This is a genomic window from Streptomyces sp. BE303 (assembly GCF_036290945.1).
GTDB lineage: Bacteria > Actinomycetota > Actinomycetes > Streptomycetales > Streptomycetaceae > Kitasatospora.
The window spans coordinates 1-354 of record NZ_JAQYWZ010000240.1; the positions used below are offsets into that span (position 1 = coordinate 1).

At 70.3% G+C, this 354-nt stretch carries 1 pseudogene; it reads right to left on the reverse strand.

The features are described 5' to 3' along the window. Window positions 1-71: 71 nt before the first annotated feature. A pseudogene (locus tag PUR56_RS01635) lies at window positions 72-354 on the reverse strand (ketoacyl-synthetase C-terminal extension domain-containing protein); the annotation flags it as partial.

Sequence of the window (354 nt, forward strand, 5' to 3'; positions counted from 1 at the left end):
CGCGTGGGGCGATCCCGATGGTCCTCAACTCGCACCAGCTGTGACCGTGCACGTTGAGCCGCCTCGTCCTAACCGGACAACAGATCCGGAATCACGGGAAGTTGCCCCGCATCCCCGACGGCGGCGGACTCGACGGCCGGGGGCTCCTCCACGATCACGTGCGCGTTCGTCCCGCTCACACCGATCGCCGACACACCCGCCCGACGAGGCCGGTCCCCGGCGCTCCACGGACGCGGCTCCGTCAACAGCGACACCGCGCCGGAAGCCCACTCCACGTGCGGGGAACGCTCGTCGGCGTGGAGCGTCGCGGGCAGGGTCCCGTGCCGCATCGCCAGAACCATCTTGATGATGCCG